At 70.9% G+C, this 13,353-nt stretch carries 13 protein-coding genes; 5 read left to right on the top strand and 8 right to left on the bottom strand.

The features are described 5' to 3' along the window. Nucleotides 1–9: 9 nt before the first annotated feature. Nucleotides 10–1,452: an adenylosuccinate lyase gene (purB, locus tag ABZ906_RS38110; protein ID WP_361390588.1), complete on the bottom strand. Its 1,443-nt coding sequence runs from the start codon at nt 1,450–1,452 to the stop codon at nt 10–12. Nucleotides 1,453–1,606: 154 nt separating this feature from the next. Between purB and ABZ906_RS38105 the strand changes: the two genes are divergently transcribed. After that, nucleotides 1,607–1,957 (top strand): hypothetical protein, encoded by a 351-nt coding sequence (locus tag ABZ906_RS38105; protein WP_361195539.1) that lies wholly within the window; start codon nt 1,607–1,609, stop codon nt 1,955–1,957. A 67-nt stretch (nt 1,958–2,024) separates the two neighbouring features. Continuing rightward, nucleotides 2,025–2,531, top strand: a complete 507-nt coding sequence (locus tag ABZ906_RS38100) for a hypothetical protein (protein ID WP_361390586.1) — start codon at nt 2,025–2,027, stop codon at nt 2,529–2,531. 21 nt (nt 2,532–2,552) lie between these two features. Here the strand turns inward: ABZ906_RS38100 and ABZ906_RS38095 are convergent, their stop codons facing one another. Then, nucleotides 2,553–3,338, bottom strand: coding sequence for an SGNH/GDSL hydrolase family protein (locus tag ABZ906_RS38095; RefSeq protein ID WP_361390584.1), 786 nt, complete (start codon nt 3,336–3,338; stop codon nt 2,553–2,555). A gap of 18 nt (nt 3,339–3,356) precedes the next feature. On the opposite strand from ABZ906_RS38095, the gene ABZ906_RS38090 reads away from it, so the two are divergent. Beyond that, nucleotides 3,357–3,836: a GNAT family N-acetyltransferase gene (locus ABZ906_RS38090; protein ID WP_361390582.1), complete on the top strand. Its 480-nt coding sequence runs from the start codon at nt 3,357–3,359 to the stop codon at nt 3,834–3,836. A gap of 6 nt (nt 3,837–3,842) precedes the next feature. Here the strand turns inward: ABZ906_RS38090 and ABZ906_RS38085 are convergent, their stop codons facing one another. Further along, the gene (locus ABZ906_RS38085) at nt 3,843–4,319 is read right to left on the bottom strand and encodes a DNA-binding protein (RefSeq protein ID WP_361195547.1); all 477 of its coding nucleotides are present in this window, start codon (nt 4,317–4,319) and stop codon (nt 3,843–3,845) included. Between the two features lie 358 nt (nt 4,320–4,677). Here ABZ906_RS38085 and ABZ906_RS38080 point away from each other — a divergent pair, with 358 nt between their 5' ends. Further along, nucleotides 4,678–5,286, top strand: a complete 609-nt coding sequence (locus tag ABZ906_RS38080; RefSeq protein ID WP_361195548.1) for a hypothetical protein — start codon at nt 4,678–4,680, stop codon at nt 5,284–5,286. An 18-nt stretch (nt 5,287–5,304) separates the two neighbouring features. On the opposite strand, the gene ABZ906_RS38075 is transcribed toward ABZ906_RS38080, so the two are convergent. Next, nucleotides 5,305–8,490, bottom strand: coding sequence for a carboxyl transferase domain-containing protein (locus ABZ906_RS38075; RefSeq protein WP_361390580.1), 3,186 nt, complete (start codon nt 8,488–8,490; stop codon nt 5,305–5,307). Between the two features lie 79 nt (nt 8,491–8,569). Between ABZ906_RS38075 and ABZ906_RS38070 the strand changes: the two genes are divergently transcribed. Continuing rightward, nucleotides 8,570–9,196, top strand: coding sequence for a TetR/AcrR family transcriptional regulator (locus ABZ906_RS38070; RefSeq protein ID WP_361390578.1), 627 nt, complete (start codon nt 8,570–8,572; stop codon nt 9,194–9,196). A gap of 31 nt (nt 9,197–9,227) precedes the next feature. Here the strand turns inward: ABZ906_RS38070 and ABZ906_RS38065 are convergent, their stop codons facing one another. The 4 genes from ABZ906_RS38065 to malX all read right to left on the bottom strand — a co-directional run bounded on the left by ABZ906_RS38065 (nt 9,228) and on the right by malX (nt 13,319). Continuing rightward, nucleotides 9,228–9,917: an HAD family phosphatase gene (locus ABZ906_RS38065; RefSeq protein ID WP_361390576.1), complete on the bottom strand. Its 690-nt coding sequence runs from the start codon at nt 9,915–9,917 to the stop codon at nt 9,228–9,230. Nucleotides 9,918–9,943: 26 nt separating this feature from the next. Next, nucleotides 9,944–10,432: an Lrp/AsnC family transcriptional regulator gene (locus ABZ906_RS38060; protein ID WP_361390574.1), complete on the bottom strand. Its 489-nt coding sequence runs from the start codon at nt 10,430–10,432 to the stop codon at nt 9,944–9,946. 67 nt (nt 10,433–10,499) lie between these two features. Further along, nucleotides 10,500–11,711, bottom strand: a complete 1,212-nt coding sequence (locus tag ABZ906_RS38055) for a MalY/PatB family protein (RefSeq protein WP_361390572.1) — start codon at nt 11,709–11,711, stop codon at nt 10,500–10,502. A gap of 3 nt (nt 11,712–11,714) precedes the next feature. Beyond that, complete coding sequence (malX, locus tag ABZ906_RS38050) at nt 11,715–13,319, bottom strand: maltose/glucose-specific PTS transporter subunit IIBC (RefSeq protein ID WP_361390570.1); 1,605 nt, start codon at nt 13,317–13,319, stop codon at nt 11,715–11,717. Nucleotides 13,320–13,353 lie beyond the last annotated feature (34 nt).

Raw genomic sequence — 13,353 nt, 5'->3', positions numbered from 1 at the left:
GGCGGGAACCTAGAGGATCGCGCCGGGGGTGTAGGCCGCGGCCTCGGGGTGCTCCTTGAGCAGCGCCTCGATCTGCGCGACGACGGCGGAGACCTGGTCGCCCGCCGCGCCCGTGAAGGACAGCTTGTCGGCCATGAGCTCGTCGAGCTCGGCGCGCTCCAGCGGGATACGGGAGTCGGCGGCGAGCTTGTCCAGGAGTTCGTTGCGCTCGGCGCCCTGCTCGCGCATGGCGAGCGCGGAGGCGACCGCGTTCTCCTTGATGGCCTCGTGGGCCTCCTCGCGGCCGACGCCCGCCCGCACCGAGGCCATCAGGACCTTGGTCGTGGCGAGGAAGGGGAGGTAGCGGTCCAGCTCACGCGCGACGACCGCGGGGAAGGCGCCGAACTCGTCGAGCACGGTCAGGAAGGTCTCCAGGAGCCCGTCGAGCGCGAAGAACGCGTCGGGCAGGGCGACACGGCGCACGACCGAGCAGGAGACGTCGCCCTCGTTCCACTGGTCGCCCGCGAGCTCGCCGGTCATCGAGGCGTAGCCGCGCAGGATGACGGTGAGGCCGTTGACGCGCTCGCAGGAGCGGGTGTTCATCTTGTGCGGCATCGCGGACGAGCCGACCTGGCCCGGCTTGAAGCCCTCGGTGACGAGCTCGTGCCCGGCCATCAGACGGATGGTCTTGGCCAGCGAGGAGGGGCCGGAGGCGAGCTGCACCAGCGCGGTGACGACCTCGTAGTCGAGGGAGCGGGGGTAGACCTGGCCGACCGAGGTGAAGGCGCGGTCGAAGCCGAGGTGCCCGGCGATCCGCTGCTCCAGGTCGGTGAGCTTGTCGGCGTCGCCGCCCAGCAGGTCGAGCATGTCCTGCGCGGTGCCGACGGGGCCCTTGATGCCGCGCAGCGGGTAGCGGCGCAGCAGGTCGTCGACGCGGCGGTAGGCGACGAGCAGCTCGTCGGCGGTCGTCGCGAAACGCTTGCCGAGCGTCGTCGCCTGCGCGGCGACGTTGTGCGAGCGGCCCGCCATGACCAGCTCGGCGTACTCGCCCGACAGCTTGCCCAGGCGCGCGAGGACCGCGACGGTGCGGTCGCGCACCAGCTCAAGGGAGAGCCGGACCTGCAGCTGCTCGACGTTCTCGGTCAGGTCGCGCGAGGTCATGCCCTTGTGGACCTGCTCGTGCCCGGCGAGCGCGTTGAACTCCTCGATGCGGGCCTTCACGTCGTGGCGCGTGACCTTCTCGCGCTCGGCGATCGACGCGAGGTCGACGTCGTCGATCACCCGCTCGTAGTCGGCGATGGCGGCGTCCGGAACCTCGATCCCCAGGTCCTTCTGCGCCCGCAGAACGGCGAGCCAGAGCTGACGCTCCAGCTTGACCTTCTGCTCGGGAGACCAGAGGGTGGCGAGCTCGACGGAGGCATAACGCCCGGCGAGGACGTTCGGGATACGGGGCTTTGCAGGCGCGGCAGTCACGTGCACGGAGTTTACCTGCCGTCCGACCTGGCCTTTGACCGTCCCTACAGTCCGCGGGGCCCGGGGCATTGGAGCATCGTCCAGGACCGGCTCGCGCGACCGCCCCGGCTGTGCCGCAACTCCTGGTGATCCACGTACGTCTAGGCTTCACCGCATGGAGCAGCGCGAGATCATCCAAAGAGTCGTCGGCATCCTGACCGAGGCGATCGAGATGCGCCGACAGGTACGGGAGAACCCGGACGGCGAAGTCGAACCCAGCGGCGCGGTGGGCACGATGCTCGAGGAGATGCTGCCGCGCATCGAAATCCCCGCGGACGCCTCGCCCATCGAGGTCGCCGAGGTGGTGGGCCGCGAACTGAGTCCCGTCATCGAGCAGATCACGTCGGCCTTCGCCTTTTCCTTCGCCCAGCTCGCCGAGGCCCACGACGAGGGGCGCACCGACGTGACGTCGGCCGACGTACTGCAGTCCATCGCCCTGCACTTCGAGGAAGAGGTGGACGAGTAGGCCCGCGCCCGGCCGACCTATGCTGTGACGCCTGATCCGGCGGGGGCAGGCGAGGGGGGGCCGAGGGATGGACCAAGGACTAGCGGCCATACTCGGCGCCGCCGTGGGGGCGATCGCCACGGGGGCGGCGGCGCTCGTCACGGCTGCGTCCGCGTCGCGTCTGAACAAGAGCAAGGCGCGGCAGGAAGCGTGCCTCGCCTACCTCACCCTGGTGGCACAGATCCGCATGGAGCTCGTCGACGCCGGCCGGCATCTGCGGCCGGATCCGACCGGCTTGTACGAGCCCCTCGACGCCGCGACCGCGCGGGCCCGCGCCGCCGACATCGACGCCCGGTACCGCGAGCTCGTCACGCGGCACGCGGTGCTGATGCTGGCCGGGCCGCGGCGGGTCTACCGGCAGGCGGTGCGGACGACGGACCTGGTGGCGGAGCCGCTGATGTTCGTCACGCGGTGGAGCGCGGGCCCGGGACCGTCCGCGGTCACCGCCGAGCAGGCGCAGGGCTTCGACCGCGGCATGGAAGCGCTCGCCCGGGGCCTCGCCCAGTTCGCCGACACGGCCAGGGAGAGTACGTAGAGCGGCGTACGGAGAGGGTGCCTACGCGCGCGGGTCCTCGTACTCGTACGGCAGCAGCTCCGGACGCTTGGCCGGGAGGCCGTCACCGGAGGAGCGGCCCGTGAGCCGGCGGCCTATCCACGGGACCAGGTGCTGCCGGGCGAAGCGGGCGTCGGCGACACGGCGCGCCGCCCAGTTCGGCGGGGTCGCGGCCGGGAGCAGGGAGTTCCAGTCGTCCTCGGGGTCGTAGCCGAGCGACTGCCACACCGCTTCGGCGACCCTGCGGTGGCCCTCGGCCGTCAGGTGCAGCCGGTCCACGTCCCACATGCGCTGGTCGCCGAGCACGGGCGATCCGTACAGGTCCACGACCGTGGCGCCATGCCGGGCCGCCAACTCGTCGATGTGCACGAAGAGTTCTTCCATGCGCGGGCGGAACCGCTGGAACACGGGCCCGTTGCGGCCGGGGCTGTGCATGAGGACCAGCTGCTTGCAGGCGGGGGCCAGACGCTCGACCGCCTGCTCCAGGAGGTCACGTACGCGGACCATGTCGCACTTGGGGCGCAGCGTGTCGTTGAGGCCGCCCACCAGGGTGATCACATCGGGCTGCATGGCGGCCGCGACGTCCACCTGCTCGTCGACGATCTGCTTGATGAGTTTCCCCCGCACCGCGAGGTTCGCGTAGCGGAAACCGGGGGAAACGGCAGCCATCCGGGCGGCGAGCAGATCGGCCCAGCCGCGGTAGCTGCCGTCGGGCAGCAGGTCGGACATGCCCTCGGTGAAGGAGTCGCCGACGGCGACGAGACTGGTGTAGTTGGCATTCATCTGCATGGCAAGGAGCGATCGTACATGGAGCTTCGACCCTTCGCCGTGGCGACGGACGCGGCCACCGTGGCGAGCTGGCCGGCCAACGCCGACGAGGTGGCCCTGTGGTGCGGGCTCGGGGACTTCCCCGTGCCGGCCCGGGTGGTCGCCGGGTGGCAGCTGGACGAGGACGTGCGAGGTCAGGTGCTTGTCGCGGAGGAGCGGCTGCTCGGCTACGGGGAGGTGTGGTGCGACGAGGAGGAGGACGAGGCGGAACTCGCCCGCGTCATCGTGCCGCCCGATGCCCGCGGCCGGGGCGTCGGGCGAAGGCTCGTGCGCAGCCTTTCCGGTCTCGCCCTGCGGGTCGGCTACACGGAGATCTTCATGCGCGTGCACCCGCGGAACGCCGCCGCCCTGCGCTGCTACCGCGGGGCCGGATTCCGGCCCGTCGATCCCGCTCTGGCCGCGGAGTGGAACGCCCCGCAGCCGATCAGCTATGTGTGGCTGCGGCATGCGGGGGAGTGAGGCGTCCTACTCGGCCGGAGAGCCGGCTTCCGTATCGGTCGTCGTGCGGCCGATCAGCCGTTCGTAGCGCTGCCGCGCCGCCTGCGGGGTGCCGAGGCCGAGACCGAAGGCGATCTCCGGCCAGGTCATGCCGCGACCGCGCGCCATCTTCAGCAGGGCGGCCTCCACGTCGTCCATGTCGGCGCGCGCCGTCGGTACGAGCGTCAGTGCCGCGGTGATGTCCGCCTGATCCACCTCCGGCTCGTCCGCCGCGCGGTCCGCGGCCCCGGTCATCAGGAACGTCACGAGCCGTACCGCCTCGTGGGGGAGCACGACCGTGGCGTGCACCTGCCGATGCCGCTGTTCGGGGGTGGGCGCGTGCCGTTCGGCGATGCGGAAGAGGGAGGCGGGGGCGCGGCCCGCGCGCACCTGGTCCGGGTGCGTGGGGCTGAAGGGGTCGGTCTCGTCGGGCTGCTGGTGCTGGTGCTGCGGAGTGGAGGACATGGGATCAGCATCAGCGGCACACGTCGTGTTGTCAATGGAGTGTTGTGAACAATTTGTTTGCATGCCGGGTGCTGGGTGTCGGGTGTCGGGTGCCGGGTTGCCGGACCCGGTCATCGGGTCCGGTCGCCGGGTGGGCCCCGGTATGGAAGCGTGGAAAACGTATGGAATGTCAGACATCGACCATTTGGTGAGAGGGGAATCCCATGTCATCGAAGCGACGCCGCAAGAAGAAGGCGCGCCGCAAGCACGCGGCCAACCACGGCAGCCGTCCCCAGTCCTGAGGGCCGGCCTCGGACCGGTTTCCGGGTGATCTCGTCAACAGCCTTGCCACCTGGGTCAACGGGTGAACAATGGTGCAATGTTGGAGTTGTTGCGAGAAGTCGGCGTGGAACTGCCGGGCGGCGCGGGACTGTTGAAGTTCGGGATGACGCCCCGCGAGATCCTTGAACTGCTGCCGCCCGACCGGGTCACGCACCACCGCCAGTGCATGGGGCTGACCCTGGGCCAGTACGCGGAGCTTCGGCACGCGCACGACGCCTGGCTCGGCGGCCTCCTCTTCGAACCGGAGTGGAGCTTCGACGCCGAGTTCGACGGCGTCGTCCTGGGGTTCGGCGGCGGCGGCCCCGGCGCCACGGAACGCCTGGCCCGCGTGGAGATCCAGGCGCGGGCCCGGACGGACGGGCCGGAGGCGATTCCGGTGGCCTGGGACGACATCGACCTCTTCGGCTACCCCGCGGCGGAGATCGTCGCCGTGCTGCCGGGGATCGCCGCGGCGCCCGACGCGCCGCCGCTCGCCGAGATGGCCGTCGACGAGCTGAGCCTGCGGCTCTCGCGGGCCAGGCCGACCGCGGAGCACTGGGAGCGGGTGACCCTCTTCGGGCCCGGTTCCGGCAGCTGGGGTGCCTGCTGCACGGGCGGACTCGTCTGCGCCGAGCAGGGCGACGGACTCGTGGGGATCATGTACTGAGCGGCCGCACCGACGGGGTCATCGGCTCGCGTCCTCCAGCGCCGCCAGGATCCAACTCCGCGACCGGGCAGGGTCGATGACCGCGTCGATCTCCAGCGCCGCCGCGGCGTTCACCGCCTTGCCGTGCTCGTACAGCTCGGCGACACGGGCGTCGAACACCCGCTGCCGTTCGGCGGGATCGGCGATCGCGGCCAGCTCCTTGCGGTAGCCCAGACGTACGGCGCCCTCGAGCCCCATCCCGCCGAACTCGCCGCTCGGCCACGCGGCCGTGGCCACGGGCGCGCGCGTGGAGCCGCCCATCATGGCCATCGCGCCGAGCCCGTACGCCTTGCGCAGGACCAGGCTCACCAGGGGGACACGGAGCTGGGCTCCGGTCACGAAGAGACGGGAGAAGTACCGTACGGTCGCGGTCCGTTCGGAGTCCGGGCCCACCATGAAACCCGGTGTGTCGCAGAGCGAGACCACGGGAAGCCCGAAGGCGTCGCACAGCCGCAGGAAACGGTCCGCCTTGTCCGCGGCGTCGCGGTCGATCGCCCCGCCCAGATGTCCGGGATTGTTGGCGAGCAGCCCCATCGGCCGCCCCTCGACGCGTACGAGCGCCGTGATGATGCCCGCGCCGAAGCCGCGCCGCAGTTCCAGGACCGAGTCCGTGTCGGCGATGCCCTCGATCGCGGTCCGCACGTCGTAGGCGCGGCGCCGGTTCTCCGGGACGACATGCCGCAGCAGCCGCGGGTCCGGCGCCTGCCAGCCGCCTTCCTCCCCGTGGTCGTACGAGAAGTAGGCGAGGTACCTGCGCGCCACCCGCACCGCTTCGGCCTCGTCGGCCACCGCGATGTCCACGACGCCGTTCGGCACCTGGACGGACAGCGGGCCCACCTCCTCGGGGCGGTACACGCCGAGGCCGCCGCCCTCGATCATCGCCGGGCCGCCCATCCCGATGCTCGCCTCCGGCGTCGCGATGACCACGTCGCAGCAGCCGAGCAGCGCGGCGTTGCCCGCGAAACAGCGCCCCGACGCGATGCCCACCAGCGGAACCTGCCCGCTCAGGCGGCCCATCTGCTGGAACGTCGTGACGTCGAGCCCGGCGACGGACGTCGTGTCGGTGTCTCCGGGGCGCCCGCCGCCGCCCTCCGCGAACAGCACGACCGGCATCCGCCGTTCCCCGGCCAGCTGGAGCATCCGGTCCGTCTTGCGATGGTTCTGCAGTCCCTGGGTGCCGGCGAGCACGGTGTAGTCGTACGACATCGCCACGCACCGCACGCCGTCGATCCGGCCCGTGCCGGTGACCATGCCGTCGGCGGGCGTCGAGGCGATCAGGTCGTCGAGGGAACGGCGGCGGCGCTGGGCGGCGATGGCGAGCGCCCCGTACTCCGTGAACGTGCCGTCGTCGCACAGGTCCCGGATGTTCTCGCGGGCGGTGCGGCGGCCGATGCGGTGGCGCTTGGCGACGGCTTCGGGGCGGTGCTCGTCCAGGCCGAACGCGTGCCGGGCCAGGGCTTCGGCCAGATCGGGGCGGACGGCGTCCGGGTCCACGGCCGTCTCCGTGTACGCCGTGGCGGCTTCGTCCGCCGTGGACGCGTCCACCGTCACCAAGGGGTGGCCCTCCGCCGTGGTGTCGCCCACGCGCGCGTGCAGGGCGGTCACGGTGCCGGAGGCGTCCGCGCGCAGGACGTGCTCCATCTTCATCGCTTCGAGCACCAGCAACTGCTGCCCCGCCGCGACCTGTTCGCCCACCGCGACGTCGACGGTGACGACCGTCCCGGTCATGGGGGCGGTGATCGTCGCGTCTCCCGGCAGTGGCTGCGGCAGCGCTTGTGGTGGTTGCGGCTCGTCGGGCAGCAGCTCCGCGATGTGCTCCGCCACGAACCCCGTGTGTGCGCCGCCCGCGGTGAAGCCCGGATGGGCGAGCAGCGCGCGCAGCAGGGGGATTCCCGTGTTCACGCCCTCGACGGTGAAGTCCGCGAGGGCGCGGGACGCACGCTCGCAGACCGCCGCGAAGTCCCCGTGGGGCGCGTGTGTGATGACCTTCGCGAGCAGCGAGTCGTAACGCGCCCCGATCCGCGAGCCGCCCCGTGCCGCGGTGTCCACCCGCACGCCGGGCCCCGTCGGCAGGTCGAAGCGGGTGAGCGTGCCCGTGGAGGGCAGTGCGGTGCCGTCGGGGGTCGGGGTCTCGGCGTTGACGCGCGCCTGGAGTGCGTAGCCGCGTGGCTCGGGCGGAGGGCCCGAGAGACCCAGTGAGGCGAGCGAATCGCCTGAGGCGAGGCGGAGTTGTGCCACCACCAGGTCGACGCCCGTCACCTCCTCGGTGACCGTGTGCTCCACCTGGAGCCGCGGGTTCGCCTCGATGAAGTGGAACTCCTCGTCCGTGACCAGGAATTCGAAGGTGCCGAGCCCTGTGTAGCCGCACTCGCGGGCCATGAGCAGCGCCGCGGAGACGAGCTTCTCCCGCATGGTGGTGGGCAGTCCGGGCGCCGGGGCGATCTCCACGAGCTTCTGGTGGCGGCGCTGGGCGCTGCAGTCCCGCTCCCAGAGGTGTGTGACCTCGCCGGTCGTGTCGCCCAGGATCTGGACCTCGATGTGCCGGGCGCCGACAAGCAGTTCCTCCACGTACAACTCGGCACGGCCGAAGCCCTGGAGCGCTTCCGAGCGGCAGCGCTCCCAGGCGTCCGCCAGATCGTCCGGGTGCAGCACGGGCCGTATGCCGCGCCCGCCGCCGCCCCCGACTGCCTTCACCATCACCGAGCCCGACGGGCCGAGGCCGGCCAGGAACTCCGCGGCGTCGGCGAGGCTCGTGGCCCCTTCGGTGCCCGCCAGGACGGGCACACCCAGGCGTACGGCGAGTTCACGCGCGCGTGCCTTGTCGCCGAACAGTCCGAGGACCTCGGGGGACGGTCCCACGAACCGCAGCCCGGCCTCCGTGCAGCGCGCCGCGAAGTCCGCGTCCTCGCTCAGGAAGCCGTAACCGGGGTGCACCAGTTCGCACCCCGAGCGCCGGGCCGCGGCGATCACCGCGTCCGCGTCCAGGTAGGCGGCAGGGCCTGTGCCGGTCAACGCCTGCGCCTCGTCGGCCAGTTGGACGTGCCGCGCGGCCGCGTCGTCCTCGGCGTACACCGCGACCGTACGCAGTCCGGCCTCCGCGGCGGCCTGCACGACGCGGACGGCTATCTCCCCGCGGTTGGCGACGAGCACGGCGGCGGAACCCATGAAGCCCTCCAGTAAGTCCTGCGAAGTCCGGCGCCGCCATGCTCATTGACATTGGCGTCAACGTCAATAAGCTCGCCGCGTGGCACGCAACCAACAGCCCTGGGCGACCCGCACCGCCCGCGACCGCAGCGACGCCCCGGCCCGCGGGCGGCTCCTGGACGCCGCCGAGACGGTGTTCGCCCGGCGCGGCTACGGCGCGACGACCATCGCCGACATCACGGCCGAGGCGGAGGTCTCGCGGGCCGGCTTCTACGTGTACTTCGCGTCCAAGGAGGAGATCTTCCGCGTCCTCGCGGTGCGTGTGCGGGACGCGTTCCTCGCCGCGCAGGACGTGCCGGGTGTCGACCGGGACGACGCGCGCGAGATCGTCAGGGCGTCTACCGCCGCCTTCATCGCCGCGTACGCCCGGCACCTGCCGCTTCTGCGCCTCCTGGAACAGCAGGCGCAGACCGACGACGACGTGCGGGCCCTGTGGGAGGAGACACAGCAGCGCCCGATCCACCGGTCGGCCCGCTACATCCGGCGGCTCGCGGCCGAGGGCGCGGCCGATCCCGTCGCCGATCCGCTCGCCGTGGCCCGCGCGGTCGGCGGCATGAGCATCCAGTTCGCCCGGCTCACGGCGGCCGACCCCCGGACGTACGACGCGGCCGTGCGTGACGTGACCGCGATGTTCCTGCACCTGCTCGGCGTCGCTCCCGCACGCTGACCTGGCCGCACGTCGGCTTCGCGGGGTGCGGCTACGCCCTCGGCAGCGCCGCCATATGGTCCCACGCGGCCTGCGCCGTGAACTCCGCCTGGCCGCCGCGCAGCAACAGGCCCGCCGAGGTGAAGGCCGGTGCGTCCGCGTGGGCGGTGACGTAGGGGATCGCGATGCAGTGCATGCCCGCAGCGTGTGCGGCCGTGGCTCCCGGAGCGGCGTCCTCCAGGACCACGCAGTCCGCCGGGTCCGCGCCGAGGAGGGCGGCCGCGGTCAGGAAGACGTCCGGCGCGGGCTTCCCGTGCGCGACTTCGTCGGCCGAGACGACCGTGGTCAGGAACGCGTCGAGGCCGGTGCCGGAGAGGATCGCGTCGATGGCGGCGCGGGACGACCCCGAGGCCACGGCCATCGGCACCCCGGCTTCGTGCAGCCGCTCCACGAGCTTGCGCATCTGCGGGAAGACGTGGGTGTCGGCGCGGGCCAGGGCGAGATAGCGCCGGTCGAGCTCGCCGAGCAGTTCGGCCACCGGTACGTCGATGCCGTACCGGTCCTTCCACGTGGCGAGGGTCTCCTGGGTGCCGATGCCGACGTACTTCTCGTTGTCGGCCCACGTGTACTCGATGCCGTGCTCGGCGAGCAGCTCGCGCGACGCCCCGTAGTAGTTCGGCTCGCTGTCCACGAGAGTGCCGTCGAGATCGAAGATGACGGAGATGCCGCCGAGGTCGCTCATGGCGTCAAGCATGCCAAAGCCGCAGATCACCGCTGCTGTGGGGCGGAGGCGGACCGGCCGATCGACTCGACGAGCGGAAGCAGGCGGTGCGGGACGCGCTCGCGCAGGGCCATCTCCGTACGGGTACGGACCACGCCCGGCATCTGGATCAGCTGCTGGACGACGTCTTCCAGATGGCCGTTGTCCCGGGCGACGACGCGGGTGAGCAGATCACCGCCACCGGTAATGGAAAAAGCCTCGATGATCTCCGGAACGGCGGCAAGCGCGTCACCCACCTCGTCCAGATGCCCCTGCGTGACCTCGATGTGCACGAACGCGAGCACCGGATGCCCGAGCGCGGCAGCCGAGAGGGACGGCCCGGTCCCGGTGATGACCCCGTCCCGCTCCAGCCGATCGAGCCGCGCCTGCAGAGTCCCGCGAGCGACCCCGAGCACCCGCGCATACTCCCGCACGCTGGTACGAGGCTGCTCCAGAAGGAGACGCAGAATACGCGTATCAAGCTCATCGACGGCCATACCGCAAGGCCTCCGGGGTGCGAGGACGGAACCTTGCGAATGTACCAATGGAACAGTGCGAGCGGCTTCAGAGGCGCTGCTGGACCGCCCGTACGGCGTTGATCAGGGCCGTGATGCCTTGTTCGGTTTTTGTGCGTGGGCAGCCCGTGTTCAGGCGTAGGTGGTTGGGGGAGCCGTAGGAGGTGCCGGGCATGATGGCTGTCTTTTGTGTTTCGATCAGTTCGCGTTGCAGGGGCTCGTCGTCCACGCCCAGGGGGCGTAGGTCGATCCAGGCGAGGTAGCCCGCGCGGGGCGGGGTCCAGTTCAGGGTCGGGAACGCCTCCGTCAGGCGGTCGGCGACCAGCTGGAGGTTGCCGCGCAGGTAGGTGCCCAGGGCGTCGAGCCAGGGGCCTCCCTCCCGGTAGGCCGCGATGTGGCCGACCAGGGAGAGCACCGCCGGGGACGACAGGCCGTCCGCTTCCTTGAGGTGACGCAGGTACGCGTCGCGGCTGGCGGGGTCGCCGATGATTCCGTAACTGCCCGTCAGCGCCGGGATGTTGAAGGACTTCGAGGCCGACGTGACGATCGCCCAGCGGCCGCCCTCGGCGCCGTGCAGGGACCAGGGGCGGTGGACGTACGGCGGGTGCGCGAGGTCCGAGTGGATCTCGTCGCTGATCACCGCGACGCCGTACCGCACGCACAGCTCCGCCATGCGGTCGAGCTCGGCCTCCGTCCACACGTGACCCGTGGGGTTGTGCGGCGAGCACAGGAGGAGGACCGACGTGGTGGGCAGGGCGAGCAGGCGTTCCAGTTCCGGCCAGTCGTCGAGCGCGCAGCCGAGCAGCCGCCGCTCGTTCGCCGCGATGGTCTTGGGGAAGGCGTCGTACGTCGGGGTGTGCACGACGACACCGTCGCCCGGCCGTGACCACAGGTGCAGGAGCCGGGCGATCTGATAGATCACGGACGGGCCGTAGACGATCGACTCCGGGTTCACCCCGGTCGCGTGGCGTGTGCCGTACCAGTCGACGATCGCGGAGAGGAAGTCGTCCTGGCGCCAGCGGGAGTAGCCGAGCACGCCGTGGTCGAGCCGGCCGCGGAGCGCCGCGAGGACCTCCGGGGCCGTCTCGAAGTCCATGTCCGAGATGGTGAAGGGCAGCAGGCCGGGAACGCCGAAGCGGTCCTCCACGTAGTCCCACTGCGTACACCAGGTGCCGTGCCGGTCCACGGGCGTGTCGAAGTCGTACGAGGGCGAGGGCGAGGGCGAGGGCGAGGGGGACGGGGAAGGAGAAGGGGAGTGCACTGGTCAGCTCACCTTGACCATCGGCGCGATCGCGTCCTTCACCGACTGCACCTGCGGCCCGATGATGACCTGGACATTGTGCGCGTCGAGCTTGATGACGCCGACCGCCCCGAGCTTCTTCAGACGTGCCTCGTCGACCCGCTCCGCGTCCGCGACCGTCATGCGCAGCCGCGTGATGCAGTTGTCCAGGGTCTGGATGTTCTCGGCGCCGCCGATCGCGTCCAGGATCGCCACCGCGTCGTACTTCCCGGCGACCAGCTCACGCGGAGCCCCGCCCGCGGCGGCCTCCTCGGACTCGTCGGACTCCCCGGCCTCCTCGGCGGGCTCGTCGCGCCCCGGCGTCTTGAGGTCGAAGCGGACGATGGCCCAGCGGAAGAGGAAGTAGTAGCCCGCGAACCACACCGCGGCGATGACGGGGATCAGGTACCACTTCGTGGTCGTGCCCTGGAGGACGCCGAAGACCAGCCAGTCGATGACATTGCCGTCGGTGTTGCCGATGAACACCCCGAGGACGGCGGCGGTCAGGAACCCGAGGCCGACCAGGACGGCGTGGATGAGATAGAGCCACGGCGCGATGAACAGGAACAGGAACTCGAGCGGTTCGGTGATGCCGCCGACGACACACGCGACGACGCCGGAGATCAACAGCGCCTTGATCTCGGGGCGCATCTTCTTGTTCGCGCAGTGGTACATCGCCAGGGCCGCGCCCGGAAGACCGCCGAGGTAGACCGCCATCTTGCCCTGGGAGAGGAAGTGGGTGGCGTTCGTGACCGATTCGCCGGGCTCGCCGGCGCAGTTGAGCTGCGCGTAGAAGAGGTTCAGGGCGCCGGAGACATGGTCGCCGCACACCGCGCCCGAGCCGCCGACATCCGTGAAGCGGAACATGGCGACCAGGATGTGGTGCAGGCCGATCGGCCGCAGCAGCACCTCGCCCATGCCGAAGAAGAAGGGCCCGAAGACACCCGCGTGACCGATCGCGCGCCCGAGATCCGTGATCCAGCCGTTGAACGTCGGCCACACCAGCGGAATCAGCAGACCGAGCACGCTCAGCGTGAGTGTGGAGATGATCGGAACGAACCGCAGACCGCCGAAGAAGGCCAGCGCGTCCGGCATCCGCTGCGTACGAAACCGCTGGTGAAGGATGCTGACAACGATGCCAACGGCTACGGCGCCGAGCAGTCCCGTATCGATGGACTGGATGCCGATCACGTCGGCGATGCCGTAGTGGGAGATGACCTTCTCGTCCTCGAGGTCCACGCCCTTGGCGGTGAGGTAGAAGTTCACCGCCAGGTTCATGGCGGCGAAGCCCACGAAACCGGAGAACGCCGCGACGCCCTTGTCCTCGCGGGCAAGGCCCAGCGGGATGGCTATCGCGAACATCACGGGCAGGAACTTGAAGGCGACGAGACCGGTGCTGGCCATCCACGTGAAGACGAGGTGGAAGCCCTCGCCCTGGAGGAAGGTCAGATTGTCCGTGACGGCCTCGCTGGAGAGCGAGGAGCCGATGCCCAGCATGATGCCGCAGAACGCGAGCAGGGCCACCGGGAGCATGAACGTCTTGCCGAGGCCCTGGAGGAACTCCCAGAGCGCGGACTTGGTCTTCTGCATGTGTGCGGGTCTTTCGGGCCTGGGCGGAGACGTG

The sequence above is a fragment of the Streptomyces sp. NPDC046925 genome (assembly GCF_040644915.1).
GTDB lineage: Bacteria > Actinomycetota > Actinomycetes > Streptomycetales > Streptomycetaceae > Streptomyces.
Note: the sequence above shows the minus strand (reverse complement) of the source record. Positions and strands in the feature narration are given on the sequence as shown.